Below are 26,086 nucleotides of genomic sequence, written 5' to 3' on the forward strand. Positions count from 1 at the left end.
TCATCGCGCTCAGCCGTCCCGCTCGGCCTTCTGGCCGGGCTTGCGCGCCGGTTCACCGGCCGCCTCACCCGTCGCCGGGGAGGCCGGCGTAGCGGAGGCGACGTCGGCGGGCTGGGCGGTGCGCGGTCCGTCGGATGCCGCGCTGTCCGGTCCCGCGGAACCGGTCGCGTCCGGTCCGGCGGCATCCGTCGCGTCCGGAGCCGAATCGTTCCCGTCCCGGCCTGCCGGGTCGGCCGCTTCCGTGTCGGCAGGCTCGGTCTCCGCCTCGGGCGGCACCTCGCCGGTGTCCTGGTAGCGCTGGAACTGCTCCTCGGTCACCACCCGGTAGCCGGCCGGGACGGCCTCCTCGCGCCGGGCCCGCTCGGCTGCCTGCACGTCGACCCGGGAGACGTCGCCGGTGTCGGCCGGGGCCGGGCCGGTCGCCTCGATCGGGATCAGGTACTGGCGGGAACCACGCACCAGCAGGAAGTAGAGCAGGGCGCCGAGGAAGACGACCGCGGCCGTCCAGACGTTCAGCCGTACGCCGAGGATCTCGTTGGCGGTGTCGGTGCGCATCATCTCGATCCAGAAGCGCCCCGCGGTGTAACCCATCACGTAGAGCGCGAAGGCGCGGCCACGGCCGAGCTTGAAGCGCCGGTCGACGGCGAAGATCAGCAGCGCCACGCCGACGTTCCAGAGCGCCTCATAGGCGAAGGTCGGGTGGTAGAGGCCGGGCAGCAGCTCCGGGTTGCCGTTGACATCCCGCAGCGCCTGGCCCGGGTTCGCCGGGTCCATCCGGTGCACCTCGAGACCCCACGGCAGCGTCGTCACGGCGCCGTGCAGCTCGTTGTTGAACCAGTTGCCGAAGCGCCCGACGGCCTGCGCCAGGGGCAGCCCCGGAGCGACGGCATCGGCGATCACCGACAGCGGGATGCCGAGCTGCCGGCCGGCCAGCCAGGCCCCCACCGCGCCACCGGCGACCGCGCCCCAGATGCCGAGCCCGCCCTGCCAGATCTTCAGGGCGTCGAGCGGGTCCTGCCCGGGGCCGAAGTAGTTCTGGTACGAGGTGGCCACGTGGTAGATCCGTGCCCCGACGATGCCGAAGGGCACCGCCCACATGGCGATGTCGAAGACCGCGCCGGGCGCCACGCCACGACGGCGCAGCCGCATCTCGGTCACCACCGAGGCGATCACGATCCCGGCGACGATGCAGAGGGCGTACGCGCGCAGCGGCACCGGCCCGAGCTGCCAGACGGCGGTGTCGGGGCTCGGGATGGCGGCCAGGGGACTCAGCGAAGCGAGGGTCACCCGGACACGCTACCGCCGACGCGGGGCGACCGGACACCCCGGTGTGACCGCCACGGCGCGGCGCTGCGGCGCGGCCGAGGCGACCTCGACCGCGCCGGGATCAGCGTGCGGGGCGGGGGGTGGCCGGGTGGTTGCCGGCGTTGACCAGTTCGGCGACCGCGTCGCGCGGGGTCTTCTTGGTGACCAGGCCCTCGCCCACCAGCACCGCGTCGGCGCCGGCGGAGGCGTACCGGATCAGGTCGTGCGGGCCGCGCACCCCCGACTCGGCGATCTTGACGACGTCGCTGGGCAGCCCGGGGGCGACCCGCTCGAATACGGTGCGGTCGACCTCCAGGGTGCGCAGGTTACGGGCGTTGACCCCGATCACCCGGGCCCCGGCGGCCAGCGCCCGGTCGGCCTCTTCCTCGTCGTGCACCTCGACCAGGGCGGTCATGCCGAGGGACTCGATGCGCTCCAGAAGCCCCATCAGCGCGTTCTGCTCCAGAGCGGAAACGATCAGCAGGACGAGGTCCGCGCCGTACGCCCGGGCCTCGTGCACCTGATAGCTGGAGACGACGAAGTCCTTGCGCAGCACCGGCACCGAGACCGCGGCCCGCACCGCGGCGAGGTCGGCCAGCGAGCCGCCGAACCAGCGCCCCTCGGTGAGCACACTGATCGCCCGGGCACCACCGGCGGCGTACTCCCCGGCGAGCTCCGCCGGGTCGGCGATGTCGGCCAGCCGTCCCTTCGACGGCGACGCCCGCTTGACCTCGGCGATCACGGCGACACCGGAACGGCGCAGTGCGGCGTACGCGTCGAGCGCCGGCGGCGCCTCGGCAGCGAGCTGCCGGATCTGCTCCAGGGGCACCTCCTGCTGGCGCCGCTGCACATCCTCACGGACTCCGGCCAGGATCTCGTCGAGCACGCTCGGTCCGGACGCCACCACGGCACCGTCATCCCCGGCGTGCACATGCTCAGCAGTCACCAACGGACTCCCCTCTCCGGGTGTCATGGGCCGATGCTAGGTGGCAGGGCAAACGCCAGGCAGCCGGGGGTATGGCGCTCCTCACCAAATGGGCTACGGCATAATGGCCGACTTCCCGTGAGCGACCTGTCACAGATTGCCACCGCCACCGCCCGGCGTGGCGGCATCGACGACAACCACTGTGATCACACCACGGATCCCCGCCCGCCGCATCAGCCGGCGACCGGAGGCAGGCCACAGAGCTCAGCCGGCTGTCGGATCCTCGCCGCGGTCCAGGGCGTCCCAGGCGTCGCGGGTGCCCGCCGCCTCGACCCGTTCGGGCCGCGACGACACCGCCGGTGGCGGCGTGCCGGCTGCGCGTTCGTAACGGGCGCCCATCGCCGGCCAGCGGTGCCCCCGGGCGGCCGTGGCCGCGCCGGCGGCCGCCACCGCCAGCCCGCCGAGCACACAGAGCAGCGGCCAGAGCCGGTCGACGTCGGGATTGGTGGCGGCCACGGAGCCTCCGGCGACCAGCGCGGTACCGATCACCAGCAGCAGACCGCCCAGCAGCCGCCGCAGCAGGCCCCGGGTGGCGAGCATCGCGCCGCCGCCGGCGAGGGCGACGACCGCCAGCGCCGGCAACCAGGGCATCAGCGAGCCGCCGCTGCGCTCCTGCTCGATCGGGGGCAACGGCGCCGGACGTACGGTCACCTCCAGCTGCCAGACGCGGGTGGCCGCGAAGAGCACCAGCGCCGCCCCGGCCAGACAGAGCAGGACGGCGTACGTCAACGGTCGTCGTGGTGCCACGCTCATGCCCTCACCCGTTCCCTCGGCCCGGTCCGCGGACGCCCCGGCGCTCACCGGGCGGCGCGCAGGGTCTCCGCGGCGGCGATGGCGCCGAGCACCGCCGCCGCCTTGTTCCGTGTCTCCTGCTCCTCGGCCACCGGATCGGAGTCCGCCACCACCCCGGCGCCGGCCTGCACGTACGCGCGCCGGCCGCGCATCAGCGCGGTGCGGATGGCGATCGCCATGTCCAGGTCGCCACCGAAGCCGAAGTAGCCGACGGTGCCGCCGTAGAGGCCACGGCGTACCGGCTCCAGCTCCTCGATGATCTCCATGGCCCGCACCTTCGGCGCGCCGGAGAGCGTGCCCGCCGGGAACGTGGCGGCCAGCGCGTCGAAGGCCGTCCGGTCTGCGCGCAGCGTGCCGACCACCGTCGAGACGATGTGCATGACGTGGCTGTAGCGCTCGATCGAGGCGAACTGCGGCACCTCGACGGTGCCGGCCCGGCAGACCCGGCCCAGGTCGTTGCGGCCCAGGTCGACGAGCATGACGTGCTCGGCGCGCTCCTTCGGGTCGGCGAGCAGCTCGGCCGCCAGGCGGGCGTCGTCACCGGTGGTGGCGCCCCGCGGCCGCGTCCCGGCGATCGGGTGCAGCATCGCGCGCAGCTGACCGTCCGACCCGGCGCTCACCTTCAGGTGCGCCTCCGGCGAGGAGCCGACGATGTCGAAGTCGTCGAAGTGCAGCAGGTACATGTACGGGCTCGGGTTGGTCGTGCGCAGCACCCGGTAGACATCCAGCGCGTCGGCGTCGGTCTCCCGCTCGAAACGCTGCGAGAGCACGATCTGGAAGCACTCACCGGCCCGGATCGCCTCCTTGGCGGCCTCGACGGCTTTGAGGTAACCACCGTCGGGCGTACGGCTGGCCGCCGGCACGACCGGCTGCCGCTCCACCGTCGAGATCATCGGCGGGATCGGCCGGGACAGTGCGGTGGTCATCGCGTCGAGCCGGCCGATCGCCTGGTGGTAGGCGGCGTCGACCTCCCGCTGCCGGTCCGGGGCGTCCAGCGGCGGCAGCACCGCGTTGGCGACCAGGATCGCCGAGCCGTCGAAGTGGTCCAGCACCACCAGGTCGGTGGCGAGCATCATGCCCAGCTCCGGCACACCGAGGTCGTCCTCGGTGTGGGCGGGCAGCTGCTCGAAACGGCGGACCAGGTCGTAGCCGAGGTAGCCGACCATCCCGCCGGTCAGCGGCGGGGTGCCGGCCTCCCCGAGCGGGCCGGCCAGCGCCCCGACGGTGGCGCGCAGCACCTCGACCGGGTCGCCGCCGGTCGGCACCCCGGCCGGTGGGACGCCCAGCCAGTGCGCCGCGCCGTCGCGCTCCACCAGGGTGGCGCTGCTGCGGACGCCGATGAAGGAGTAACGCGACCAGGCGACACCGGCGCCGGCGCCCTGCTCGGCGGACTCCAGCAGGAAGGTCCCCGGCCCGCCCGCGAGCTTGCGGTAGACACCGACCGGCGTCTCGCCGTCGGCGAGCAGCCGCCGGGTCACCGGCACCACCCGCCAGCGGGCGGCGGCGGCGCGGAAGTCGGCCTCGCCGGGCTGCACCACACCGCTGGTCATGAGCGTCCTCCCTGGGCGCCGGTGACCGGCAGGTGGTCGGAGAAGCAGGTGGGTTTGCCGGTGTGACAGGCGGCGCCGACCTGGTCGACGTCGACCAGCAGCGCGTCACCGTCGCAGTCCAGGGCGACGGCACGGACGTACTGGTGGTGCCCGGAGGTCGCCCCCTTGACCCAGTACTCTCCCCGGCTGCGCGACCAGTAGGTGGCCCGCCCGGTGGTGAGGGTGCGGTGCAGCGCCTCGTCGTCCATCCAGGCGAGCATCAGCACCTCCCCGGTGGAGTGCTCCCGGACCACCGCGGCGACCAGGCCGTCGGCGTTGCGCCGCAGCCGCGCGGCGATCTCCGGGTCGAGGGCGGCGGGCCGCCGCTCGGCGGGCGGGTTCTCGAAGGCACCGGTCACCGGCGCGTCAGGTACGGGCACAGTGTGCAATTCTCCCGCACGCGTCACGGGCCCGGTAGGGCGCTCCCACCGATGGGGCCCCACCCGCCGCGGCACCCCCTGCCGGGCTGTGCGGCGGGGCCGGGTGAATACGGGGCGAACCGGGTGCGATCAGCGGGTCTGCTCCAGCCAGGAGGCGTAGAGCAGGGCGTAGACCGAGCCGGTGTCGCGGACGAGTTCGGCGTGCGGACCGCGCTGCACGATCCGGCCCCGGTCCATCACGATCACCTCGTCGGCGGACTGGGCGGTGGAGAGCCGGTGCGCGATCGCCACCGTGGTCCGGCCGCGGGTGACCGCGTCCAGCGCCCGCTGCAGCCGCACCTCGGTCGCCGGGTCGACCGCGCTGGTCGCCTCGTCGAGCACCAGCAGATCCGGATCGGCGACGTAGGCGCGCACCAGCGCGAGCAGCTGCCGCTCCCCCACGCTCAACGACTCGCCGCGTTCGCCGACCTGGGTCGCCAGCCCCGCCGGCAGGCCGGCCAGCCAGTCGGTCAGCCCGAGCTCGGCGAAGGCGGTGGTGAGCTCCTCGTCGGTCACCTGCGGCGCCGCGAAGCGGATGTTCTCGGCGACGGTGGCGTCGAAGAGGAAGCCGTCCTGCGGCACCATCACCACCCGGGAGCGCAGCGAGTCGAACCGCACCCGGGGCAGCGGCACCCCGGAGAGGAGCACCTCGCCGCTGGTGGGATCCATCAGCCGGGTCAGCAACTTGGCGAAGGTGGTCTTGCCGCTGCCGGTCTCGCCCACCACCGCCACCCGCGTCTTGGCCACGATGTCGACGTTGACGTCGGTCAGCACCGGCGGACCGCCCGGGTAACGGAAACCGACCTCGGCGAAGCGCACGTCCAGCGGTCCCGGCGGCAGCTCCACGCCCTGCGCGCCCGGATCGGCGACGTCCGGGGCGATGTCGAGCACGTCCAGCACCCGGCGCCAGCCGGCGATGGCGTTCTGGGCCTCGTTGAGCACCTCGGTGGCGACCTGCACCGGCTGGATGAAGAGCGTCACCAGGAACAGGAACGCGGTCAGCTGCCCGACGGTGAGACTGTCGTCGGCGCCGAGGTAGACGCCGAGCAGGGCCACGCAGGCGAGCGCCAGACCGGCGGCGAGCTCCCCGACGGAGGAGCCGACAACGCTGGTGCGGATCGCCTTCTGCTGGGCCTGCCGCTGGGATTCGATCGCCTCGTCGAGCCGGGCCGCCGTGCGCCCCGCCACCCCGTAGGAGCGGATCACCGGGGCGCCGACGACGCTCTCGGCGACCGCGCCGAGCATCGTCCCGGTGCGCTGGCGCACCACCCGGTACGCCTGGCCGAGCCGGCCCTGCAGCCAGCGGATGATCAGCGCGGCCGGGAGGAACGCGGCGAAGACCACCAGCGCCAGCTGCCAGGAGTAGTAGACCATCACGCCGGCGGTGATCAGGAGCTGGCCGACGTTGACCACCAGCAGGACGCCGCCCCACTGCACGAACTGGGTGATCTGGTCGACGTCGCTGGTGACCCGGGAGACGAGCGAGCCGCGCCGCTCGGTCTGCTGGTGCAGCATCGACAGGTCGTGCACGTGCCGGAAGGCGCGCACCCGCACCCCGGCCAGCGCGGTCTCGCTGACGATGAACAGCCGGCGGGTCATCAGATATCCGCAGGTGGTGGTGACAACGAGCACCGCGGCGGTGACCGCGACGATATTGATCACCACCGCGATGTCCGGCCCGCCGGCGACGGCCAGCCCCCGGTCGATGCCCTGCTGGATGGCGACCGGCACCACGACCCGGCCGACCATGTAGATCAGCGCCAGGCCCAGGGTGGCGCCCAGCCCGACCCGCAGTTCCGGCGAGAGCGCCAGCCCTCGCTTGAGGGTCTGCCACGCACCGCCCGCCGGCAGGGTTTCGGCCGGTGCCGCATCGACCGCGCTCACGTCGTCGCCTCTCCACCCGGTGCCAGCGAGGGCACCTGCTCGTCGTCGCTGTCGGTCTCCCGCTGCTGCGCCAGCTCACGCTCGCGCTGCGCCTCGGCCTGCTCGTAGGCGGTCACCAGGTCGGTGTAGCCCGGCACCGTGGCGAGCAGCTCCTCGTGGGTGCCCCGGGCCCGGACCCGGCCCCGCTCCAGATAGATGACCTCGTCGGCCAGGGCGATCGTGGCCCGGCGGTACGCCACCACCAGGATCGACGTGCCGGCCCCGGCGCCGGAGCGCAGCCCGGCGAGGATGGAGGCCTCCACCCGCGGGTCGACCGCGCTGGTGGCGTCGTCGAGCACCAGCATCCGGGGCTTGCCGGCCAGGGCACGGGCCAGGGTCAGCCGCTGCCGCTGCCCGCCGGAGAGGGAGGTGCCCCGCTCGCCGACCATCGTGTCGAGTCCGTCGGGCAGCGCGGCGACGAAGCCGTCCGCCTCGGCCAGCCGCAGCGCCGCCCAGACCTCGTCGTCGCCGATCCCCGCCCGGTCGAGGGTGATGTTGGCCCGTACGGTGTCGTCGAAGACGAAGGGCACCTGCGCCACCAGCGCGACGTTGGCGGCCAGCGAGGCAGCGGTGAGCCGGCGCAGCTCCACCCCGTCGAGCGCGACCTCCCCGGAGCCGGGGTCGACCAGGCGCAGCGCCAGCGCGGCGATCGTCGACTTGCCGCTGCCGGTCGGGCCGACCAGGGCGACGGTACGTCCCGGCTCGACGGTGAAACCGACGTCGGTGAGGACCTGTCCGGGGCTCTCCCCCTCGGCCGGTTCGTAGCCGAAGCCCACGTCGCGGAACGTCAGCTCGGCCGGGCCGCGGCCGACCGGGTCGATGGTCACGTCGCCGTAGCGCATCTCGCCGGTCGCCTCGACGACCTTGCGGACCCGTTCCCAGCCGGCGACGCTGCGCGGCAGCTCGGCGAGCACCCAGCCGATCGCCCGGACCGGGAAGGCCAGCACGGTGAACAGGTAGGCGACGCTGACCAATTCGGTGACGCTGATCGCCCCGTGCCGCAGCCGCACCATCCCGACCAGCAGCACGGCGAGGGTGCCGAGGTTGGGCAGCGACTCCAGCAGCGGGTCGAAGATGCTGCGCAGCTTGCCGACCGAGATCAGCGAATCGCGCAGCTCGTTGGCGCGGGCGCGGAAGCGGTCGGTCTCCTCCGCCTCCCGCCCCATGGTCTTGACCACCAGCGCGCCGTCGAAGCTCTCGTGGGCGATGTCGCTGACCTCGGCGCGCATCTGCTGGGCCCGCGCCTGCCGGGGCGCCATCGCGCGGGAGTAGACGACGTTGAGCGCGAAGAGCGACGGGAAGATCGCCAGCCCGACCAGCGCCAGCGCCCAGTCGGTGGCGAAGAGGGCGCTGACCGCGCTGACCAGCATCACCACCGTGCCGACGGCGAACGGCAGCGGCGCGATCGGGTGGAACATCGACTCCACGTCGGAGTTGGCGTTCGACAGCAGCGTGCCGGTGGAGTGCCGCTGGTGCCAGGAGACCGGCAGCTCCAGGTAGCGGCGGGTGACCCGGCGCCGCCAGGCGGCCTGCAGCCGGTACTGCATGTAGCCGGCGCCGAGGCGGCGGCCGAGGATGCCGACCACCCGCAGCACGCTGACGGCGAAGAGCGCCACCGCCGCCAGGACGACAAGCCCCCACTCGAGCCGGCCGTCGGCGATCGAGGGGACGACGACATCGCCGACGACCCAGCCGACCACGTACGAGTTGGCGATGATCAGCAGGGAGAAGAGGACGCTGCCGCCGACAGCGAGCGCGAAGATACGGGGTTGTTCCCGAATCGCCCGCCCGAGTACCCGCATCCCCTGCCGGAGCACGTCCCCGCTCGTCCTGCTCGCCACGTCGCTCCCCCGCCTCGAATCGTTCCAGTCTCCCCTATCCTCACCGACGGGCCGACATCGCGTCGCCTGCCCTGATCAGGGGCCCGGGCAGCAGTCCGGGCAGGCTGCGTACCGCCGCCGGTGGCGTCGTCGGCGGTCATGGCGCCGGCGCCGGGTAGCCGCGCAGATCGGCCCGGTTGCGCCTACGCTGACCCACATGTCCCGTCATGCGCGCACCGAGCGCGCGGCCCTGGCCGATCTGCTGCTGGCGCTCGGCCCGGACGCGCCGACGATCAACGAGGGCTGGGCCGCCCGCGACCTCGCCGCCCATCTGGTGGTCCGCGAGCGCCGCCCGGACGCGGCCGCCGGGGCGCTGCTGCCACCGCTGCGCGGGCACCACGCCCGGGTCCAGCGGTCGGTGGCCGAGCAGCCCTTTCCGGAGCTGATCGCGCAGCTGCGCCGGCCGCCCTGGTGGAGCCCGGTGAGCAACCCGCTGGCCGACGAGACGGCGAACACCATCGAATTCGTCGTCCACCACGAGGACCTGCGGCGGGCGCAGCCGGACTGGCAGCCCCGGGACCTGCCGGCCGACCTGAACGCCGCGCTCTGGGCCCGGCTGCCCCTGTTCGCCCGGCTCACCCTCCGCGGCTTCGGCGCGCGGGTGCGGCTGCGGGCGCCGGGGTACGGCGAGACCGCCGTCGGCTCCGGAGACGAGACCGTACGCGTGATCGGCGCCCCGGCGGAGCTGCTGCTGTTCTTCTTCGGCCGGCAACGGGTCGCCCGGGTGCAGGTCGACGGCGACGAGGCGCTCGTCGCGCGGCTGCAGAGCGTCTCGCCGGGCATCTGACTCCGCGCACGACACGGCGAACGGACCTTGAGCCCGCTCCGCACACGCGAAAGCCCGCTCCGCACACGCGAACGGGGAGCGGGCCGCGAGCCCACTCCCCGTTGCTTGCCGGGGCGTGTCAGTTGACGACGAAGAGCAGCCGGTTGGGGGAGCCGCTCCCGGGACTGGTCACGACGCCGGTGGTGGCGTTGCCGGTCAGGTAACTGGTCACCTGGGCCGGGGTGTAGGACGGGTTCGCCGAGAGGACCAGCGCGGCGGCGCCGGCGACGTGCGGTGCGGCCATCGAGGTGCCGCTGATGCTGTTGCTCGCCGTCGTGCTGGTGTGCCAGGCGGAGGTGATCGAGCTCCCCGGGGCGAAGATGTCCAGGCAGCTGCCGTAGTTGGAGTAGGACGCCCGCGCGTCGGTGCTGGTGGTGGCGCCGACGGTGATCGCCGCCGGGACCCGGGCCGGGGAGTAGTTGCAGGCGTTGGCGTTGGAGTTGCCGGCCGCGATCGCGTAGCTGATGCCAGAGTTGATGGAGTTGGCGACCGCGTTGTCGATCGTGGTGCTGGCGCCGCCGCCGAGGCTCATGTTCGCCACGGCCGGCTTGACGGCGTTGGCGGTCACCCAGTTGATGCCGGCGATGACGCCCGCGTTGGTGCCGCTGCCGGAGCAGTTGAGCACGCGCACGGCGACCAGTCGCACGTTCTTGGCGACGCCGTACCGGGTGCCGCCGACCGTGCCGGCGACGTGGGTGCCGTGCCCGTTGCAGTCGTTGGCCGCGCCACCGGAGGTGACGGCGTCGTAGCCGGTGACGGCCCGGCCGCCGAAGTCGGTGTGGCTGCGGCTGATGCCGGTGTCGATGATGTACGCCCGCACGTTGCTCGCCGTGTTCGGGTAGGTGTACGAACTGTTCAGCGGCCGGTTGCGCTGGTCGATGCGGTCCAGGCCCCAGGAGGGCGGGTTGGTCTGGGTGGCCGCGAGCGAGACGACCTGGTCCTGCTCGACGTAGGCAACCGCCGGGTTGGCCGCCATCCGCTTGGCCTGGGTGGCGGTCATCTTCGCCTCGAAGCCGTTGATGGCCGCGTCGAAGGTACGGGCGACGTTGCCGCCGTAGCGGCCGGCGAGCTCGCGGGCCTGGGCCGGGACCTCGGCGCGGGCGCGCTGGGTGCCGGCGGCGCCCACGGCGTCGTCGGAGAGTACGACGATGTAGCTGCCGGCGACCGCGTCCGGGCTGCCCGCGTAGCGCACCTCGCCGGTCGGCGCCGCCAGGGCCGGTCCGGCCATCGCAGCGACACCGGTGACCGTTGCGGCGAAGGCGCCGAATACGAGTCGGCCAACCCGCCGCCTGTCCGGAAGTGTCATCACCTGCTCCTCACTGATTCACCCCGGGATAGGTGAATCGACAGAAGTCTATGATTGTTCGTCCGGGTTCCCGATATATCGAACGACTCATACCACCGCCGGCGCCGCGCGGGGCGCCGGGGGCGGCGCATCGCCGTCGCCGAAAACGGTCAGTGTGGCGGGTTTGCGAAGAACTGACGACCTTCGCGGGTCTAGCCGATAACGCGCTGTAGGCAATAGTCTGCGGAGACCGCAAGACGTGATGCCCATCACGCACCACCCCCGAAGGCGGCTATCCGAATGAGTCTCAACATTCCGTACCGGTCAATTCCGGACATGCTCTTCACCCGTGTGGCGACGAGCCCGGACGCACAGGCCTTCGCGCACCCCGCGCCGGACGACTCCGGCCCGGTATGGCTCACCTGGCGACAGGTCGGTGATCGCGCCCGGGCCCTCGCCGCGGGGCTGCGGGAGCTCGGCGTCGACCACGAGGACCGCGCGGCGATCCTGGCGAACACCCGGTTGGAGTGGGTGCTGGCCGACTTCGGGATCATGTGCGCCGGCGGAGCGACCACCACCGTCTACCCCACCACTGAGCCCGAGGACACCGCCTTCATCCTGCGCGACTCGTCGAGCAAGGTGCTGATCGCGGAGAACCCGACCCAGGCGTCCAAAATCGCCGGCGCGGACCTGCCGGAGCTGACCCACGTCATCCTGATCGACGGCGAGGCGGACCCGGCGGCGGCGGTGCCGCAGCTGACCATGGCCGAGCTGGAGCGGCGGGGTGAAGCGGCACTGGCCGGCACCCCCGATCTGATCGACAAGGTCATCGAGCGGATCCAGCCCGAGCACCTGGCGACCCTGATGTACACCTCCGGCACCACCGGACAGCCCAAGGGCGTGGAGCTGCTGCACTCCGGCTGGTGCTGGGAGGCCGTCGCCCAGGCCGAGCTCGGCCTGCTCGTCGCCGACGACCTGCAGTACCTCTGGCTGCCGCTGTCGCACTCGTTCGGCAAGACCCTGATCTGCGGCGTGATCCACGTCGGCCTGCCGACCTACGTCGACGGCCGGATCGACAAGCTGGTCGAGCTGCTCGCGGTGGTGCGCCCGACGCTGATGTGCGGCGCGCCGCGCATCTTCGAGAAGGTCTACAACAAGGCGGTGACCGGCGTACAGGCCGAGGGAGGCGCCAAGGCCAAGATCTTCAGCTGGGCGGTGAAGACCGGCAAGCAGAAGGTCGCGCTGGAGCAGGCGGGCAAGCCGGTCCCGGCCGGGCTCAAGGTGCGGTACGGGCTGGCCGAGAAGCTGGTCTTCAGCAAGCTGCAGGCCAAGCTCGGCGGGCGGATGCGGGTGATGGTCTCCGGCGCGGCGCCGCTGAGCAAGGAGATCTCCGAGTTCTTCGCCGCCGCCAACCTGCCGATCTCCGAGGGGTACGGGCTCACCGAGACCAGCGCCGGCGCCTTCGTCAACCCGCCCGGCGGACTGCGCATCGGCACCGTCGGCCGGCCGATGGGTGACCTCGAGTGCAAGCTCGACACCGACGGCGAGGTGCTGCTGCGCGGCGTACCCGTGATGCGCGGCTACCACCACCTGCCGGAGGAGACCGCCGCCGCCTTCACCGAGGACGGCTTCTTCCGTACCGGCGACATCGGCGAACTCGACGCCGACGGCTACCTGCGCATCACCGACCGCAAGAAGGACCTGGTCAAGACCTCCGGCGGCAAGTACATCGCCCCGTCGCACATCGAGGGCATGTTCAAGGCCATCTGCCCGTACACCTCCCAGGCGATCGTGGTCGGCCAGGCGCGCAACTACTGCACGATGCTGATCACGCTGGACCCCGAGGCGATCGACGCCTGGGCCGCCAACGGGCCGCTGGCCGGGCGCCACTACACCGACCTGGTCACCTCGCCCGAGGTCAAGGAGCTCGTCGACGGCTACGTCGCGCAGCTCAACCAGAAGCTCAACCGGTGGGAGACCATCAAGAAGGTGACGATCCTGCCGCGCGACCTGACCATCGAGGACGGCGAGATGACCCCCTCGATGAAGATCAAGCGCCGCGCGGTGGAGGCCAACTTCGCCGACGAAATCGAGCAGATGTACCAGGGCAGCCTGGCCAACATCTGACAGCGGCCGGAGGTGGCACAGCGCGGGTGAGGCGCCCGCGAGGTGCCACCTCCGTCGCACGCTCAGGCGATGACGGCGGGCTCCGGCCAGCGCATCCGGTTGCCCCGGTCGAGGTCGTAGCGCACCGACGCGATGCGGCCCACCGCCTCCACCAGCTCCGCTGCCGGCAGGGTGAACGGCAACCGCAGGAAGCGCTCGAGCGTGCCGTCGAGTCCGAACCGGGGCCCGGGGGCCAGCCGTACGCCGATCGCCTCGGCCGCACGGGAGAGCGCGCTGGAGATCGGGCCGTCCAGCTCGGCCCAGAGGCAGACCCCACCGCTGGGCGCGACGACCCGCCACTGCGGCAGCAGTCGCGCCAGCTCGCCGACGAGCACGTCGCGCTGCTCAGCCAGCTGCGCCCGGCGTTCGCCGACGATCGTTTCCGCCTCGGCGAGCAACCGCACCGCCACGAGTTGCTCCAGTACGGGGCTGGCCATGTCCACCCCGACCCGGGCCGCAGCCAGCCGCTGCACCTGCGGCGCCGAGGCGCGCACCCAGCCGATCCGCAGCCCGCCCCAGTACGGCTTGCTCATCCCGCCGATCGACACCACCCGGGAGCTGCGGTCGAAGAGCGCCACCGGCGGGGGCATCGTCGTGCCGTCCAGTGCCAGCTCCACGAAGGACTCGTCCACCACCAGGTCGGTGCCGGTCTGCGCGGCGGTGGCGGCGAGCCGCTCCCGCAGTGCCGTGGGCATGAGCCGGCCGGTCGGGTTGTGGAACTCCGGGATCAGGTACGCCAGCCGGGGCCGGGTCTGGCGCAGGGTGGCGAGCAGCAGCTCGTCGTCCCAGCCCGGGTCGTCGGGACTCACCCCGTGCGTGATGATGCGCGCCCGGCGGGCGGTGAGCGCGGCCAGCGCGTTCGGATAGGTGGGCGACTCCACCAGGGCCGGGCCGCCGGGGGGCAGGACCAGCCGGATCACCAGGTCCAGCGCGTGCTGCGTCCCGTTGGTGACCATGATCTGTTCGGCGCTGGTGGGCAGGCCCCGGGCGGTGTAGAGCGCGGCGATCGCGTCCCGCAGCTCGCCGATGCCGGTGGGGTGGTAGCCGGCGCCGGTGAGGTGGCGCGGCAGGTCCTCGGCGGCGTCGCGGGCGGCGTGCACCAGCTGCGGCGGGGCGGCGAGCGCGGCGCAACCGAGGTCGATGACGTCCAGGTCGTCGGCCGGTGTCCAGAGACCGAAGTTCGCCATCTTGTGGCCGGCCGGCAGCGCCGTCCAGGTCCCGGAGCCGCGCCGGCTGCGGGCGTGCCCGGTGTCGCGCAGCTGCCGGTACGCCGCGCTGACGGTGGTGCGGCTGATACCCAGGGTCTCGGCGAGTTCCCGCTCGGCCGGCAGCCGGACCCCGAGCGCGAGGCGGCCGTCGGCGAGCAGGCCGCGCACCGCATCGGCCAGCGCGGAGTAGTCGGGGCTGCGCCGCCGACCCGGCAGGGCATGCCAATGACCCAGAATTCGGGCCAATTGAGCGCCGCGAATCTGCGGTGTCATGGCCACCTCCGCGACATTGGCTACTGGCCTCCGAAAATTGGCCCCTAGGGTGGCATGCATGGCCCTTTTCCGCAAGTCCCGCCTGCCCCGGCGGCTGGTGCAGCTCTACACCGGACTCGCCCTCTACGGGATCAGCATGGCGCTGATGATCGAATCCGCGCTGGGGCTGAACCCCTGGGACGTCCTGCACCAGGGACTCGCCACGCGTACCGGGCTCAGCTTCGGGACCGTGACCATCGGCGTGGGCATCGGTGTCCTGCTGCTGTGGCTGCCCCTGCGGCAGCGGCCCGGTCTCGGCACGGCGAGCAATGTGCTGGTCATCGGCGTCGTGGTCGACGCGGCGCTGGCACTGCTGCCGACGGTGGCCCCGATCGCGGCGCGGATCGCCCTGCTGCTCGCCGGCATTGTGCTCAACGGGGTCGCCACCGGCCTCTACCTCGGTGCCCGGCTCGGCCCGGGGCCGCGCGACGGACTGATGACCGGCTTCGTCGCCCGGCACCCCCGCTACACGGTGCGCCGCGTCCGGACGGTGATCGAGGTGGCGGTGCTGGCCCTCGGCTGGCTGCTCGGCGGCACGGCCGGCGTGGGCACCGTCGCCTACGCGCTGGCCATCGGCCCGCTGGCGAACCTCTTCATCCCGCTCTTCACCGTGCCGGCCACGCCCTCCACGACGGCGTTCCCCACCGCGGCGGCCGGGCCCATTCCGCTTCCCGGCACCGCGCCGCCCGGCCCGGCCTGAGGCGGTCCCCGTCACCTTCAGCGCCATCGAAACAGTGACGGATCCGTCCCTCCCCTGCTGTTCCGCCGCGCGGTGTCACCCGGCAGAATCCACCCATGGGGGCTGAGGGATGGCGCTGGCAGGATTCGTGGATATTCGTGTCACTGGTGATCGCCGGCGGTGCCGGCCGGCATCGCCGCTCGGCGGCCACCCGACGCCCGGAGGGCATCCGGCTGACCGACGTGCTCGCCACCGCCGACCACCTCAACCGCAGCATCCCCGAACGGGATGACGTCCTCGGTGCGGTGCGACGCCTCGCCGGCGCCGGCCTGGTGACGGTGACCGACGGCTGGTTCCGGGTCACCACGGCCGGCGAGCAGCTCTGGCGCAGCCGCCCCAGCTCCGGCATGGGCACGACGGTGGACACCGTGCAGAAGCTGCTCAACCGCCGCTGCCAACCCGGCGACACGGACTGGACCCTGGACGAGGACGAGTACGGAATCGCCGTACAGGAGTACATCGTGCGCCTGCTGCCCCGGCCCCGGCGCTCACCGGAGACGGCGCAGGAGCGGGCCGAGCCGAGTTAGCGGACCGGCTGCCCCGCCACGCGCAGCGCCTCCTTGACCTCGGCGACGCTGAGTTCACCGAAGTGGAAGACGCTGGCGGCGAGCACCGCGTCGGCACCGGCCGCCACCGCTGGCGGGAAGTGCGCCACCGCCCCGGCGCCACCGCTGGCGATCAGCGGCACGTCCACCACCTGCCGGACCGCGGTGATCAGCTCCAGGTCGAAGCCGGCCTTGGTTCCGTCGGCGTCCATCGAGTTGAGCAGGATCTCCCCCGCCCCGAGCTCCGCCACCCGCCGCGCCCAGCCGACCGCGTCCAGGCCGGTGCCGCGGCGTCCGCCGTGCGTTGTCACCTCGAAGCCGCTGTCGGTGGTGCCCACGGGTGCCCGCCGCACGTCCAGCGAGAGCACCAGCACCTGGCTGCCGAACCGGTCGGCGATCTCGGCGATCAGCTCCGGCCGGACGATCGCCGCGGTGTTGACGCCCACCTTGTCCGCCCCGGCCCGCAGCAGCGTGTCGACGTCGGCGACGGCGCGGACCCCACCGCCGACGGTGAGCGGGATGAAGACCGACTCGGCCGTACGGCGCACCACGTCGAGCATTGTCGACCGGCCCTCGGAGGAGGCGGTCACGTCGAGGAAGGTCAACTCGTCCGCGCCGGCCCGGTCGTACGCCGCCGCCAGCTCGACCGGATCACCGGCGTCGCGGAGATCGACGAAGTTGACGCCCTTGACAACCCGTCCGCCGTCCACGTCCAGGCACGGAATCACGCGCACCGCCACCGTCATGACATGAACCCTAGCGCCGGGTTTTCGCAGCGCCGCCGGGCCCCGGCCCGCCGACCAGGCTGCGGGACGCCGTCCGGTGCGCGGCGGTGTCCCGGCCGGCGGCCGACGGGGGCGGCGGCGTGCCCGGGCAGTGGGCTCGGCAGCGTCCCTGGCGGTGGGCCCGGCGGCCGCCGGGCTCAGAGCCGGACGAGCATCTTGCCCAGGTTCTCCCCGCGCAGCAGACCGAGGAACGCCGCCGGGGCCGCGTCGATCCCCTCGACGACCGTCTCGTCGTAGCGCAGCTCGCCGGAGCGGACCCACCCGGAGACCTCGGTCACGAACTGCTCCCGCAGCCCCTCGTGGGAGGAGACGAGGAAGCCCCGCAGCATCAGCTGCTTGCCGATCAGCAGGGCGAGGTTGCGCGGCGCGGCGGCCGGCTCCTCGGCGTTGTACTGGGAGATCATGCCGCAGATCGCCGCCCGGCCGTGCGGGCGCAGCGCGGAGATCGCCGCCTCGAGGTGGTCACCGCCGACGTTGTCGAAGTAGACGTCGATACCGTCGGGCGCGGCCTCGCGCAACGACTCGCGGACCGGGCGGTCGTGGTAGTCGAAGGCGGCGTCGAAACCGAGTGCGCGCAGGTGCGCGACCTTCGCCGGGGAGCCGGCACTGCCGATCACCCGCGCCGCACCCTTGAGGCGGGCGAGCTGCCCGACGAGGCTCCCCACCGCACCGGCGGCCGCGGAGACGAAGACGGTGTCGCCAGGTCGCATCCCGGCCACCTCCAGCAGCCCGGCGTACGCGGTCAGTCCCGGCATGCCCAGCACACCGAGGTACGCCGAAACCGGCGCGAGTGCCGGATCGATCACCCGCGCCGAGCCTGCGTCGACCAGGGCGTACTCGCGCCAGCCGAGGCCGTGCAGGACCAGGTCGCCGGGGCGCAGCCCGTCCGCGGCCGAGACGACGACCTCACCGACCGCGCCGCCGTCGAGCGGCGCACCGAGCCGGAACGGCGGCACGTAGGACTTCACGTCGTTCATCCGGCCGCGCATGTACGGGTCGACCGACATGAGCAGGTTCCGCACCAGTACCTGGCCGGCGGCGGGCTCGGGCACCGGCGCCTCGACCACGGCGAAGTTCTCCGGGGCCGGCCAGCCCCGGGGCCGGGAGGCGAGGTGCACCTGCCGGGCGACCGACGGGACGGATTGCTGCCGGGACGGTTCAGCCATGCTCGGCACCCTTCGTGGATTCGACCCGGGACGTCTGCGGCGGCGGCGCTTCCGGGCCGGGCGGGGAGGCGTTGGCCCGCCGGTTCTCCTCGATCTCCTGAGAGATCTCGGTGTTGGAGGGCCACCGGAACGCTACCGCGAGGGTCAGCAGGACGCCCCCGATGCTCCAGGCGCCGACGACAACCGGGAGAGAAAACCGCTCCGCCATCACCCCGGTGGCGAGCACCGCCGCTCCCTGGGAGACCTGCACGCCGGTCTGCATGACGCCGAACGCCCGTGCCCGGTAGCCGGCGGGCAGCACCTCCACGAAGAGGCCGTTGGCCGCCGGGAACATGCCTGCTCCCATGAAGCCGCAGGCGAAGGCCATCAGCGAGACCAGGTAGACCGGCGGGGCGAAGATCGCGGGTACCAGCGCCAACGGGGTGAGGACGGCGAAGACCGGGATCGAGCGCCGACGTTGTTCGGCGCTGAGCAGCCGGCCGACGACGAGTCCACCGAGGATGATCCCGACCGGACTGGCGATCATGATCATGGCCTGCATCCAGCCTGCCTCGGCGCGGTCGTCGGCCAGTGTCTGCGCCCAGCCGGCCGCCAGCCCCTCGGGTACCACCCCGAAGAACATGGTGGCGAAAACCAGAACCGCGATTCCGCGCATGACCCGGGAATGCCAGATGATCCGGAAGCCGTCGCCCGTTTCCCGCAGCAGCGGCCGGCGGGTCTGGGAAATGCCGACCGGACGCCGGTCGTGCACCCCGAGCCTGATCAACAACGCCGAAATTCCGAAGGTCACCGAGTTGACCATGAGCGCGGTACGCGGATCGATCCCGGCCAACGTCGATCCGGCTGCGAAACCGACGATCTGCGCCGCCTGTCCGGTGCTCTGCTGCAGCGCCAGCCCGATCACCAGCCGGTCGCCGACCAGCACCTGCGGCAGGAGCGCCGAGCGGGCCGCCTGGAACGGCGGATTCGCCATCGCGGTGCCGAAGAGCAGCGCGAACATGCCCCAGATGGGCATGCCGGGAAGCGCGATGAGACCGATGAGCAGCATTCGGATCAGATCGCAGGCAACCATGGTCGAACGGAACGGCATCCGTTCGGCAATGGCGGCAAGCACCGGTCCGCCGACCAGCCAGGGCAGGTAACTCAGCGCGAAGGAGGCCGCGGAGAGTGCCACCGATCCGCTGTGGTGCAGCACCAGCACGGTGACGGCGGCGCGGGCGAGATAGTCGCCGATCCAGGAGAATACGTTGGCCGACAGCAAATAGCGGTATTCGCGATGGGCGAGAACGGATCGAAATGTAGCCGGACCCTCATCAGCGGACACCCCAGCCGTCACCTCGTGCTCCCCCGCGATTCGACAATGCGACGCTAGGCGATTCTGCCCGACCGGAGGACATCGCGCTAGACCGATCGGACGGGACGGTCTGCGCCGTCGTCGCCGATTTGCCGCCGACCGGCCGGGCATCGACCCTCGGCGAGCATCCACATCGGCCGGCCGGCACGAGAAAGCCGGACCGCCTCCGGGGAGGCGATCCGGCTGACGACCACGTGCGGATGGCCGATCAGGCGCTGCGCAGCACCTGCAGCGCCTCGGCCACGGTGAACGCGCCCGCATAGAGCGCCTTGCCGGCGATGACACCCTCCACGCCCAGCGGCTCCAGCTCCGCCAGCGCGCGCAGGTCATCCAGAGTGGAGACACCACCGGAGGCGACCACCGGGGCGGCGGTACGGGCGCAGACCTCGCGCAGCAGCTCCAGGTTCGGCCCGCGCATCGTGCCGTCCTTGGTGATGTCGGTGACCACGTAACGCGACGCGCCGGCCTTGTCCAGCCGGTCGAGCACCTCGAAGAGGTCACCGCCGTCGCGGGTCCAGCCGCGCGCCGAGAGCGTACGGCCGCGCACGTCCAGCCCGATCGCCACCCGGTCGCCGAACTCACCGACGATCCGGTCGCACCAGCGCGGGTTCTCCAGCGCCGCCGTGCCGACGTTGACCCGCGCCGCGCCGGTGCCGAGCGCGGCGAGCAGCGACTCGTCATCGCGGATGCCACCGGAGAGTTCGACCTTCACGTCGATACGGCGGACCAGGTCGGCCAGCAGGTCGGCGTTGGAGCCGCGGCCGAACGCCGCGTCGAGGTCGACCAGGTGGATCCACTCGGCGCCGTCGCGCTGCCAGGCCAGCGCCGCCTCCAGCGGATCTCCGTAGGTGGTCTCGCTGCCGGCGGCGCCCTGGACCAGGCGGACGGCCTGACCGTCCGCGACGTCGACGGCAGGAAGCAGGGTGAGGCTCAACTTGATCTCCTCGATCAGATCCGACGGTCCAGGGTGACCACGATGATCACCGGCAGTCCGAGCAGTAGTAACAGTGTCAGCAACAGACGCAGCGCCGGATCGGGTACGAGGTACCAGATCGCGCCGATCGCCACGACCACCGAAGCGGCGATGGCGGCCCGCTGGCGGGGGCTGCGGCGGGCGTAGAGCCGGCCGGTACGCCCGAAGGGCCAGGCCGGGGTGAGCCGCCGCAGCAGCGCACGCCGGCGTTCCCGGCGACGTACCACCCGCCGGCGTGCGGCCCGCTCCCGCTCGGCAACGGCCTCGCGTTCGGCCCTGCGGCGGGCGCGCTCCTTGCTCATGCCGCCGCGCCGACCGTGGCGTGGCGCCGGGCGGTCACAGCGTCGCCATCCAGTTGCGCAGCAGCGCCGCGCCGGTCTCGGCCGACTTCTCCGGGTGGAACTGGGCCGCCGACAGCGATCCCCGCTCCACCCCGGCGACGAAGTCCGCCTCGTGCCGCGCGGTGGTCACCCGCGCACCCTCGGCCCGCAGGGTCTCGGCGTCGAGCACGGCGTAGGAGTGCACGAAGTAGAAGCGGCTGGCCGGGCCGAGACCGGCGAAGAGCGTCGAGTCCGGCGCCGGCCGCACGGTGTTCCAGCCCATGTGCGGCACCCGGGTGGCGGGCAGCCGGGTCACCGCTCCGGGCAGCAGCCCGATGCCCTTGGTGACGACACCGTGCTCCTGGCCGGACTCGAAGAGGATCTGCATGCCGACGCAGATGCCCAGCACCGGCCGGTTCGCCGCGACCCGTTCGGCGATCACCGGGGCAGCGCCGAGCTCGGCGATGCCCGCCATGCAGGCGGCGAAGGCACCGACGCCCGGCACCACCAGCCCGTCGGCCTCGGCGGCGGCGTCCAGGTCGGCCGTCACCGTCACGTCCGCGCCGGCGCGGGCCAGCGCCCGCTCGGCCGAGCGCAGGTTGCCCGACCCGTAGTCGAGCACCACCACGCGGGCCATCAGCCCTCCCCTGGCAGCAGCCAGAGGATCCCGCCGGCCGTGGCGAGGACCGCGAGCACCGCGACGACCACCACGGTGCCCCGGGCCGCGCCCTGCCGGTGCAGCGAGAAGGCGCCACCGACGAGCATCCCGCCCAGAACGAGCAGCAGCACCGCCAGGATGTTGTCCATCAGAGGGCGCCCTTCGTGCTCGGGATCACGCCGGCCGCCCGCGGGTCGATCGCGGTCGCCTCGCGCAGCGCACGGGAGACCGCCTTGAACTGCGCCTCCACGACGTGGTGGGCGTCCGGGTGCCCGCCGGGACGCGCCGCACGCAGCACGTCGACGTGCAGAGTGATCCGGGCCGCGTGGCCGAAGGACTCCCAGATGTGACGGGTCATGCTGGTGGCGTAGACACCTCCGATGTACGGCACCAGCAGCGGCTCGTCGTGCACCACGTACGGCCGGCCGGAGAGATCGACGGCGGCGCGGACCAGCACCTCGTCCATCGGCACCGTCGCCGAGCCGTACCGGCGGATGCCCGCCTTGTCCCCCAGCGCCTGGTCGAAGGCGGCGCCGAGCGCGAGGGCGGTGTCCTCCATCGTGTGGTGCGCGTCGATCTCCAGATCGCCCTCGGTACGCACGGTCAGGTCGAAGCCGCCGTGCCGGGCGATCTGGTGCAGCATGTGGTCGTAGAAGCCGACCCCGGTGCTGATCTCGGCCCGGCCGGTCCCGTCGAGATCGAGCTCGATGAGGACCTTGGTCTCCTTGGTGTTGCGCTCCACCCGGGCGGTCCTGCTCATGATCGTGCCTCTCGTTGCTGGTCGGAGATGCGGTGTGCGGTGGTCACAGGGACTCCACTGCGGCCAGGAAGGCGTCGGTCTCGGCCGGGGTGCCGGCGGTGACCCGCAGCCATCCGGGCAGTCCGACGTCGCGGACCAGCACACCGTGGTCGAGCAGGGTTCGCCAGGCCGACGCCTGATCGCCGCCGACCGAGAAGAGGACGAAGTTCGCGTCGCTGTCGGCGACCCGGTGGCCCCGTTCGCGCAACCGGGTGACGATCCGGTCCCGCTGCTCTTTGATCGCGTCGACGGTGGCCAGCAGCAGACCGGCGTGGGCCAGCACCGCGCGCGCCGCCGCCTGGGTCAGCGCCGAGAGGTGGTAGGGCAGCCGGACCAGCTGCACCGCGTCGACCACGGCCGGGGCGGCGGCCAGATAGCCGAGCCGCCCGCCGGCGAAGCCGAAGGCCTTGCTCATCGTGCGGGTCACCACCAGCCGCGGGTGCGCCGGCAGCAGCGACAGCGCGCTGACGGTGCCGGGCCGGGCGAACTCCGCGTACGCCTCGTCGACCACGACCATGCCCGGCGCCACGGCCAGCACGGCGGTCACCACCGCGGGGTCGAGGGCGGTGCCGGTGGGGTTGTTCGGCGAGCAGAGGAAGACCAGGTCGGGGGCGTGTTCACGCACCGCGGCGACCGCCTCGTCGGCGGTCAGCCCGAAGCCGTCGCCACGCGGCACGCCGACCCAACGGGTGCCGGTGCCCAGCGCCAGCAGCGGGTGCATCGAGTAGCCCGGGGTGAAGCCGAGCGCCACCCGGCCGGGGCCACCGAAAGCCTGCAGCAGCTGCTGCTGGACCTCGTTGGAACCGTTGGCCGCCCAGACCCCGTCGGCGCCCAGTCCGTGGCCGAGGTAGGCGGCCAGGTCCGCGCGCAGCGCCACCGCCTCGCGATCCGGATACCGGTTGAGGTCCCGCAGCTGCGCGGCGACCGCGTCGGCGATCGCCGCCACCACCGGCTCGGGCACCGGATAGGAGTTCTCGTTGGTGTTCAGCCGCACCGCCACGTCCAGCTGCGGCGCCCCGTACGGGCTGCGGCCGACAAGGTCCGCGCGCAGCGGGAGGTCCGACAGCGCGCTCATCGGCCGAACCTCGCCTGCACCGCCTGCCCGTGCGCGGGCAGGTCCTCCACATTGGCCAGGGTCACCACGTGCCCGGCCACCTCGCGCAGCGCCTGCTCGGTGTACTCGATCAGGTGCACGCCGCGCAGGAACGACTGCACCGACAGGCCGGAGGAGTGCCGGGCGCAGCCACCGGTGGGCAGCACGTGATTGGAGCCGGCGCAGTAGTCGCCGAGCGAGACCGGCGCGTACGCCCCGACGAAGATGGCACCGGCGCTGCGGACCCGCATCGCCCACTGCCGTGCGTCGCGGGTCTGGATCTCCAGGTGCTCCGCGGCGTACGCGTCGACCACCCGCAGCCCGGCTTCCAGGTCGTCGACGAGCACGGCGCCGCTCTGCCGGCCGCTGAGGGCGGTGGTGACCCGCTCGGTGTGCTTGGTCGCCGCGACCTGCCGGGTCAGCTCCGCCTCGACCGCCTCGACCAGCGCCACCGACGGGGTGACCAGGACGCTGGCGGCCAGCGGGTCGTGCTCGGCCTGGCTGATCAGGTCCGCCGCGACGTGCACCGGGTCGGCGGTGTCGTCGGCGAGGATGGCGATCTCGGTCGGTCCGGCCTCGGCATCGATGCCGACGACGCCGCGCAGCAGCCGCTTGGCCGCCGTCACCCAGATGTTGCCCGGCCCGGTGATCATGTCGACCGGGGCGCAGTGACCGCGTCCCTGGGCGTCGGTGCCGGCGCCGTAGGCGAGCATCGCCACCGCCTGGGCCCCGCCGACGGCGTAGACCTCCTCGACCCCGAGCAGCCCGCAGGCGGCCAGCACCCGCGCGTCGGGCAGTCCGCCGTTCTCCTGCTGGGGCGGGCTCACCACGACCAGCGAGCGGACCCCGGCCACCTGCGCGGGGACGACGTTCATGACCACGGTCGAGGGGTACATGGCCAGACCGCCGGGCACGTAGAGCCCGACCCGGTCGACCGGGATCCAGCGCTCGGTCACCGTGCCGCCGTGCACCACCTGGGTGGTGTGGTCGGCGCGGCGCTGGTCGCCATGCACCTTCCTGGCCCGGGTGATGGACTCGGTCAGCGCGGCGCGTACGTCGGGGTCGAGTTCCCGCTCGGCGGCGGCGATCGCCTCGGCGGGCACCCGCAGCTCGGCCAGGCGCACGCCGTCGAAGCGCTCGGTCGCCTCCCGGATCGCGGCGAAGCCATGCTCCCGCACCGCCTCGACGACGGGAGCGATCTTCTCGACCGCCACGGAGACGTCGAGCTGGGCGCGGGGCAGCAGTCGGCGGACGTCGGAGACGCCGCCGCGCAGGTCGATCCGGTTCAACACTCCTGCGAGTCTAGGCGGCGCGGCGTGTCCGGACGGCGCGCGGCCACGGTGCGGGACGGTGACCCCAGCCACGCCGCCCACCGGACACCTGCGGGCCTGCCGACCGCGCGGACGCCGGATACCCTCGCAGGGTGAGTGCCCGGTTGCCGCTCTTCCCGCTCGGGACCGTCCTCTTCCCCGGTCTGGTCCTGCCCCTGCACGTCTTCGAGGAGCGTTACCGCGCCCTCACCCGCGACCTGATGGCGCTCCCCGGCGACCCGCCGCGGGAGTTCGGTGTGGTCGCCCTGCGGCAGGGCTGGGAGGTCGCGCCGCCGGGCGCGGCCGACCACGGCGGGGTGAGCCTCTACGAGATCGGATGCAGCGCCGAACTGCGCCAGGTGACAGAGCTGACCGACGGCGGCTTCGACCTGGTGACCGTCGGCCGCCGCCGGTTCCGCATCGAAGAGCTGCTCGACGCCGGTACGCCGTACCTGACCGCTCGGGTGCAGTGGCTGCCCGAGGGCGACGGGACCGACGAGCAGGCCGACCGTCTCGCCCCGCGGGTCCTGGCGGTCTTCCGGCAGTACCTCGCGCTGATCCGCCCCGGCGAGGCCGAGGAGATCTCCGAGCAGCTTCCCGACGACCCGACGGTGCTGTCGCACCTGGTGGCGGCCACGGCCGCGCTGACCCTGCCGGAGCGGCAGCGGCTGCTCGCGCTCACCGGCACCGCCGCCCGGCTCCGCGCCGAGCTGCGGCTGCTCAACCGGGAGACGGCCCTGCTGCGTCAGGTCCGGGCCGTTCCGGTGCCGTTGGCGGAGCTGGGCGTGACGTCGAGTCCGAACTGAGACCGGGGCCTTCGCCGGGTCCGTCGGAGGACGCCGGCCCGGCGCTCGGCTGCGCGGACGACGGCGCGCCGCCCTCCGGCGCTCCCGGTGACCCCGGCCCGGCACCCCACTGCGAGCCCGTGTCCCACTGCGGACCGGCACCCCACTGCGGTTCCGCGGTCCAGCCGGAGCCGGCGCCCCACTCCGGCTCGGGCGTCAACGACGGCCAGCGCGACCAGCCGGCGAGCAGGGTGTACATCACCGCGGCCCCGAACGCCGGCAGCAGCACCACCCCGGTGAAGACCGGGATACCGCTGCGCAGACCAGGGATCTCACCCGCGTAGAGCCAGGTCAGCCCGCCGGCGCGCAGGTCGGCGGGCTTGGTGAAGGTGTCCCCCGGCCTGCTCGCGGCCAGCAGCTGCCCGAACTCCTCCAGCCCGACCTGCCGACCGACCCGCCAGGCGAGCAGTGCCGCGCCGAGACAGCCGAGCACCACCACGAGCAGGGTCACCGGGCCCCGGTGCCGGCGCAGCAGCAGCCAGCCGGCGATCGCGGCCAGCACCCCGAAGACGAGCCCGAGCAGCCCGAACCAGCCGTCGGCCGCGATGAACTGCTCCGGCTGGGCGCTCGGCACCACGACGCACTCACTCGGCGAAGCCGTACCGCAGTCGGTGGTCTTGAGGACCGGAATCTCGGGGGCGACGACCGCCCAGAGCAGACCCAGCGGCACGCCGAGCGCGATCACGCCGGCCAGCAGGGCCCCCCTGGACAGCAGCGCGGCACGCCGCGACGGGGGCGCCGCGGGTGCGTCCGCGCCGGGCAGGCCGCGATCGGCGAAACGGTCGGGTACGGAGTGGGGCTCGGTCACC

25 protein-coding genes are annotated in these 26,086 nt (G+C 73.0%); 5 read left to right on the forward strand and 20 right to left on the reverse strand.

Annotation, left to right across the window (positions count from 1 at the left end; all coding sequences use genetic code 11):
- Positions 1-9: 9 nt before the first annotated feature.
- The 7 genes from lgt to ACK8GG_RS07925 form a co-directional block, all read right to left on the reverse strand.
- Positions 10-1,287: a prolipoprotein diacylglyceryl transferase gene (gene lgt / locus ACK8GG_RS07895; protein WP_440350357.1), complete on the reverse strand. Its 1,278-nt coding sequence runs from the start codon at positions 1,285-1,287 to the stop codon at positions 10-12.
- Between the two features lie 100 nt (positions 1,288-1,387).
- Positions 1,388-2,191 (reverse strand): indole-3-glycerol phosphate synthase TrpC, encoded by an 804-nt coding sequence (gene trpC / locus ACK8GG_RS07900; protein WP_440350738.1) that lies wholly within the window; start codon positions 2,189-2,191, stop codon positions 1,388-1,390.
- Between the two features lie 303 nt (positions 2,192-2,494).
- On the reverse strand, positions 2,495-3,043 hold the full coding sequence (locus tag ACK8GG_RS07905; protein WP_440354751.1) for a Trp biosynthesis-associated membrane protein: 549 nt from the start codon (positions 3,041-3,043) through the stop codon (positions 2,495-2,497).
- A 44-nt stretch (positions 3,044-3,087) separates the two neighbouring features.
- On the reverse strand, positions 3,088-4,632 hold the full coding sequence (locus ACK8GG_RS07910) for an anthranilate synthase component I (RefSeq protein WP_440354752.1): 1,545 nt from the start codon (positions 4,630-4,632) through the stop codon (positions 3,088-3,090).
- A complete protein-coding gene (hisI, locus tag ACK8GG_RS07915) occupies positions 4,629-5,051 on the reverse strand; it encodes a phosphoribosyl-AMP cyclohydrolase (protein WP_440354753.1) in 423 nt (140 codons plus the stop codon). Before hisI ends, ACK8GG_RS07910 begins: the two co-directional genes overlap by 4 nt.
- A 129-nt stretch (positions 5,052-5,180) precedes the next feature.
- Positions 5,181-6,974, reverse strand: coding sequence for an ABC transporter ATP-binding protein (locus tag ACK8GG_RS07920; RefSeq protein ID WP_440350361.1), 1,794 nt, complete (start codon positions 6,972-6,974; stop codon positions 5,181-5,183).
- Complete coding sequence (locus ACK8GG_RS07925) at positions 6,971-8,854, reverse strand: ABC transporter ATP-binding protein (protein ID WP_440354754.1); 1,884 nt, start codon at positions 8,852-8,854, stop codon at positions 6,971-6,973. Before ACK8GG_RS07925 ends, ACK8GG_RS07920 begins: the two co-directional genes overlap by 4 nt.
- Positions 8,855-9,050: 196 nt before the next feature.
- On the opposite strand from ACK8GG_RS07925, the gene ACK8GG_RS07930 reads away from it, so the two are divergent.
- Positions 9,051-9,680 carry a TIGR03085 family metal-binding protein gene (locus ACK8GG_RS07930; RefSeq protein WP_440350363.1) on the forward strand — a complete coding sequence of 210 codons (630 nt, stop codon included), beginning with the start codon at positions 9,051-9,053 and terminating at the stop codon, positions 9,678-9,680.
- Positions 9,681-9,798: 118 nt separating this feature from the next.
- Here ACK8GG_RS07930 and ACK8GG_RS07935 read toward each other — a convergent pair whose 3' ends face one another.
- Positions 9,799-11,025: a S8 family peptidase gene (locus ACK8GG_RS07935; RefSeq protein WP_440355937.1), complete on the reverse strand. Its 1,227-nt coding sequence runs from the start codon at positions 11,023-11,025 to the stop codon at positions 9,799-9,801.
- A 279-nt stretch (positions 11,026-11,304) separates the two neighbouring features.
- Between ACK8GG_RS07935 and ACK8GG_RS07940 the strand changes: the two genes are divergently transcribed.
- On the forward strand, positions 11,305-13,131 hold the full coding sequence (locus ACK8GG_RS07940) for an AMP-dependent synthetase/ligase (RefSeq protein ID WP_440355938.1): 1,827 nt from the start codon (positions 11,305-11,307) through the stop codon (positions 13,129-13,131).
- Between the two features lie 62 nt (positions 13,132-13,193).
- Here ACK8GG_RS07940 and yczR read toward each other — a convergent pair whose 3' ends face one another.
- Complete coding sequence (gene yczR, locus ACK8GG_RS07945; RefSeq protein ID WP_440350366.1) at positions 13,194-14,651, reverse strand: MocR-like transcription factor YczR; 1,458 nt, start codon at positions 14,649-14,651, stop codon at positions 13,194-13,196.
- 58 nt (positions 14,652-14,709) lie between these two features.
- Between yczR and yczE the strand changes: the two genes are divergently transcribed.
- Together yczE and ACK8GG_RS07955 are read left to right on the forward strand one after the other, a co-directional pair.
- Positions 14,710-15,390, forward strand: coding sequence for a membrane protein YczE (yczE, locus tag ACK8GG_RS07950; RefSeq protein ID WP_440350367.1), 681 nt, complete (start codon positions 14,710-14,712; stop codon positions 15,388-15,390).
- A 95-nt stretch (positions 15,391-15,485) separates the two neighbouring features.
- Positions 15,486-15,956, forward strand: a complete 471-nt coding sequence (locus ACK8GG_RS07955) for a hypothetical protein (RefSeq protein ID WP_440350368.1) — start codon at positions 15,486-15,488, stop codon at positions 15,954-15,956.
- On the opposite strand, the gene hisF is transcribed toward ACK8GG_RS07955, so the two are convergent.
- From hisF to hisD, 10 genes are all read right to left on the reverse strand, one after another.
- Positions 15,953-16,720 (reverse strand): imidazole glycerol phosphate synthase subunit HisF, encoded by a 768-nt coding sequence (gene hisF / locus ACK8GG_RS07960; RefSeq protein WP_440350369.1) that lies wholly within the window; start codon positions 16,718-16,720, stop codon positions 15,953-15,955. The genes ACK8GG_RS07955 and hisF overlap by 4 nt on opposite strands.
- 176 nt (positions 16,721-16,896) lie before the next feature.
- Entirely contained in the window at positions 16,897-17,925 is a 1,029-nt protein-coding gene (locus ACK8GG_RS07965; protein WP_440354756.1) for an NADP-dependent oxidoreductase, read from the reverse strand.
- On the reverse strand, positions 17,918-19,186 hold the full coding sequence (locus ACK8GG_RS07970; protein WP_440355939.1) for an MFS transporter: 1,269 nt from the start codon (positions 19,184-19,186) through the stop codon (positions 17,918-17,920). The genes ACK8GG_RS07965 and ACK8GG_RS07970 overlap by 8 nt, the downstream gene beginning before the upstream one ends.
- Before the next feature lie 301 nt (positions 19,187-19,487).
- On the reverse strand, positions 19,488-20,213 hold the full coding sequence (gene priA, locus ACK8GG_RS07975; RefSeq protein ID WP_440350372.1) for a bifunctional 1-(5-phosphoribosyl)-5-((5-phosphoribosylamino)methylideneamino)imidazole-4-carboxamide isomerase/phosphoribosylanthranilate isomerase PriA: 726 nt from the start codon (positions 20,211-20,213) through the stop codon (positions 19,488-19,490).
- Positions 20,214-20,227: 14 nt separating this feature from the next.
- Positions 20,228-20,554: a hypothetical protein gene (locus tag ACK8GG_RS07980; RefSeq protein WP_440355940.1), complete on the reverse strand. Its 327-nt coding sequence runs from the start codon at positions 20,552-20,554 to the stop codon at positions 20,228-20,230.
- A gap of 34 nt (positions 20,555-20,588) precedes the next feature.
- On the reverse strand, positions 20,589-21,209 hold the full coding sequence (gene hisH / locus ACK8GG_RS07985; protein ID WP_440350374.1) for an imidazole glycerol phosphate synthase subunit HisH: 621 nt from the start codon (positions 21,207-21,209) through the stop codon (positions 20,589-20,591).
- Positions 21,209-21,379: a CG2302 family histidine operon protein gene (locus ACK8GG_RS07990; RefSeq protein WP_440350375.1), complete on the reverse strand. Its 171-nt coding sequence runs from the start codon at positions 21,377-21,379 to the stop codon at positions 21,209-21,211. Before ACK8GG_RS07990 ends, hisH begins: the two co-directional genes overlap by 1 nt.
- A complete protein-coding gene (gene hisB, locus ACK8GG_RS07995; protein WP_440350376.1) occupies positions 21,379-21,990 on the reverse strand; it encodes an imidazoleglycerol-phosphate dehydratase HisB in 612 nt (203 codons plus the stop codon). Before hisB ends, ACK8GG_RS07990 begins: the two co-directional genes overlap by 1 nt.
- Positions 21,991-22,033: 43 nt before the next feature.
- Positions 22,034-23,104, reverse strand: coding sequence for a histidinol-phosphate transaminase (locus ACK8GG_RS08000; protein ID WP_440350377.1), 1,071 nt, complete (start codon positions 23,102-23,104; stop codon positions 22,034-22,036).
- Complete coding sequence (hisD, locus tag ACK8GG_RS08005; protein ID WP_440355941.1) at positions 23,101-24,414, reverse strand: histidinol dehydrogenase; 1,314 nt, start codon at positions 24,412-24,414, stop codon at positions 23,101-23,103. The genes ACK8GG_RS08000 and hisD overlap by 4 nt, the downstream gene beginning before the upstream one ends.
- Positions 24,415-24,545: 131 nt before the next feature.
- Here hisD and ACK8GG_RS08010 point away from each other — a divergent pair, with 131 nt between their 5' ends.
- Positions 24,546-25,238 (forward strand): LON peptidase substrate-binding domain-containing protein, encoded by a 693-nt coding sequence (locus ACK8GG_RS08010; RefSeq protein WP_440355942.1) that lies wholly within the window; start codon positions 24,546-24,548, stop codon positions 25,236-25,238.
- Here the strand turns inward: ACK8GG_RS08010 and ACK8GG_RS08015 are convergent.
- Positions 25,153-26,085 carry a DUF2567 domain-containing protein gene (locus ACK8GG_RS08015; RefSeq protein ID WP_440350380.1) on the reverse strand — a complete coding sequence of 311 codons (933 nt, stop codon included), beginning with the start codon at positions 26,083-26,085 and terminating at the stop codon, positions 25,153-25,155. The genes ACK8GG_RS08010 and ACK8GG_RS08015 overlap by 86 nt on opposite strands.
- Position 26,086 lies beyond the last annotated feature (1 nt).

The sequence above is a fragment of the Melissospora conviva genome (assembly GCF_049523535.1).
Lineage (GTDB): Bacteria > Actinomycetota > Actinomycetes > Mycobacteriales > Micromonosporaceae > Melissospora > Melissospora conviva.

What these genes read in the sequence shown, in the direction of transcription:
- ACK8GG_RS07930 (WP_440350363.1), top strand. Translation starts at nt 9,051, where the DNA reads ATGTCCCGTCATGCGCGCACCGAGCGCGCGGCCCTGGCCGATCTGCTG.
- ACK8GG_RS07905 (WP_440354751.1), bottom strand. Translation starts at nt 3,043, where the DNA reads ATGAGCGTGGCACCACGACGACCGTTGACGTACGCCGTCCTGCTCTGT.
- ACK8GG_RS07990 (WP_440350375.1), bottom strand. Translation starts at nt 21,379, where the DNA reads ATGGACAACATCCTGGCGGTGCTGCTGCTCGTTCTGGGCGGGATGCTC.
- ACK8GG_RS07935 (WP_440355937.1), bottom strand. Translation starts at nt 11,025, where the DNA reads ATGACACTTCCGGACAGGCGGCGGGTTGGCCGACTCGTATTCGGCGCC.
- hisB (WP_440350376.1), bottom strand. Translation starts at nt 21,990, where the DNA reads ATGAGCAGGACCGCCCGGGTGGAGCGCAACACCAAGGAGACCAAGGTC.
- ACK8GG_RS07910 (WP_440354752.1), bottom strand. Translation starts at nt 4,632, where the DNA reads ATGACCAGCGGTGTGGTGCAGCCCGGCGAGGCCGACTTCCGCGCCGCC.
- ACK8GG_RS07940 (WP_440355938.1), top strand. Translation starts at nt 11,305, where the DNA reads ATGAGTCTCAACATTCCGTACCGGTCAATTCCGGACATGCTCTTCACC.
- hisF (WP_440350369.1), bottom strand. Translation starts at nt 16,720, where the DNA reads ATGACGGTGGCGGTGCGCGTGATTCCGTGCCTGGACGTGGACGGCGGA.
- ACK8GG_RS07955 (WP_440350368.1), top strand. Translation starts at nt 15,486, where the DNA reads ATGGGGGCTGAGGGATGGCGCTGGCAGGATTCGTGGATATTCGTGTCA.
- hisH (WP_440350374.1), bottom strand. Translation starts at nt 21,209, where the DNA reads ATGGCCCGCGTGGTGGTGCTCGACTACGGGTCGGGCAACCTGCGCTCG.
- ACK8GG_RS07980 (WP_440355940.1), bottom strand. Translation starts at nt 20,554, where the DNA reads ATGAGCAAGGAGCGCGCCCGCCGCAGGGCCGAACGCGAGGCCGTTGCC.
- yczE (WP_440350367.1), top strand. Translation starts at nt 14,710, where the DNA reads ATGGCCCTTTTCCGCAAGTCCCGCCTGCCCCGGCGGCTGGTGCAGCTC.
- ACK8GG_RS08000 (WP_440350377.1), bottom strand. Translation starts at nt 23,104, where the DNA reads ATGAGCGCGCTGTCGGACCTCCCGCTGCGCGCGGACCTTGTCGGCCGC.
- yczR (WP_440350366.1), bottom strand. Translation starts at nt 14,651, where the DNA reads ATGACACCGCAGATTCGCGGCGCTCAATTGGCCCGAATTCTGGGTCAT.
- ACK8GG_RS07965 (WP_440354756.1), bottom strand. Translation starts at nt 17,925, where the DNA reads ATGGCTGAACCGTCCCGGCAGCAATCCGTCCCGTCGGTCGCCCGGCAG.